Source organism: Vibrio sp. 1874 (assembly GCF_033344395.1).
Lineage (GTDB): Bacteria > Pseudomonadota > Gammaproteobacteria > Enterobacterales > Vibrionaceae > Vibrio > Vibrio alginolyticus.
Genome location: NZ_JAWPOR010000122.1, coordinates 1 through 1,194 on the forward strand (window position 1 = coordinate 1; position 1,194 = coordinate 1,194).

Annotated in this window: 2 protein-coding genes; both read left to right on the plus strand. The window is 45.0% G+C overall.

Annotated elements, in window-relative coordinates:
• Positions 1 to 94: 94 nt before the first annotated feature.
• A complete protein-coding gene (locus R8N46_RS24990; protein WP_021451729.1) occupies positions 95 to 571 on the plus strand; it encodes a hypothetical protein in 477 nt (158 codons plus the stop codon).
• 102 nt (positions 572 to 673) lie between these two features.
• Positions 674 to 1,194, plus strand: a 521-nt coding sequence (locus R8N46_RS24995) for a DNA-formamidopyrimidine glycosylase family protein (protein WP_318189747.1), incomplete at its 3' end; no start/stop codon positions are given.

Genomic DNA, 1,194 nt, shown 5'->3' on the forward strand with positions numbered 1-1,194 from the left:
AAATCTACCTTCACTATGTTTACATGCCGATGCTCTAGTCAATTCCTGTAACCTTTGCTAGTTTGTCACTAGAACTAAGATAGTAGGAACCGTTATGCGTATTAGTCCGACTCGCCGTCGCCGTTGGAACAATATTCTAATATTGGGCATTATCGCGTTTATCGTGATCTTAAATGCGCCGATGTGGATCAAAACGTACTTGTTGTCAGAGAACGTTGATCCTTATCCGCATTTACTTCGAACTGATCATTCGGTTAGCGCTATTTATTCCAATAGTCTTGAATTGGAGTTTCGCGATGGGCGATGGCATGCGAATGCAGATGTTCCTCTCCCTCTATCTGAACTTATTGCTCGCTGGCAAGCGCTCGAAGGTACGGAGTTATCTGCGCAGCAATACGACACTCTTAAAGATAAGTTAGGCACACCAGAAACCATCGAAGTCTGGTATCAAGGCGTCGAAGAACCGCAGCGAATTACTCTTTATCGTCTTCATGATTTTTGGTTGTTCAAGAATTGGCAAAACAAGTGGATCGCGATTTCTGTTGAGAGCAATTACATCATGCCTAAGTGAGAGGTGGTCAATAACCTCGTAGGTAAGCAGTGTTTACGCTTGTACTTTTCGATTATGTTAACTGCCTTTCAGTAAGGCTTTGAGTGTTTTAAGGAGAATTAAATGCCTGAATTACCAGAAGTTGAAGTAAGCCGGATGGTTATTAGTCCACCTATGGTTGGACAAACGATTAAGGCATTTGTTCTTCGCACACCCAAACTGCGCTGGGATATCCCGCAAGAGCTGAAATTGCTTGAAGGGCAAGTGATTCGAGCTATTCACCGCCGCGCAAAGTATTTGCTCATAGAAACGGATACAGGGACTGCCATTGTGCACCTTGGAATGTCCGGCTCGTTACGTGTGTTGGATGCTGATTTTCCTGTGGCTAAGCACGATCATGTCGATCTCAAACTTACAAATGGTAAAGTGCTGCGTTATAACGACCCTCGACGCTTTGGAGCTTGGCTATGGTGCGCTCCTGGTGAGTCCCATGCGGTACTTGAGCATATGGGACCAGAGCCTCTAACTGATGCGTTTAATAGCGAGTACATTGCTGATAAAGCGCAAGGTAAGCGTGTCGCGGTAAAGCAGTTTATCATGGACAACAAAGTCGTGGTCGGTGTGGGGAATATTTACGCCAATGA

Excerpts from the sequence above, each read along its gene's own strand:
- R8N46_RS24990 (WP_021451729.1), top strand. The coding sequence starts at position 95 with ATGCGTATTAGTCCGACTCGCCGTCGCCGTTGGAACAATATTCTAATA.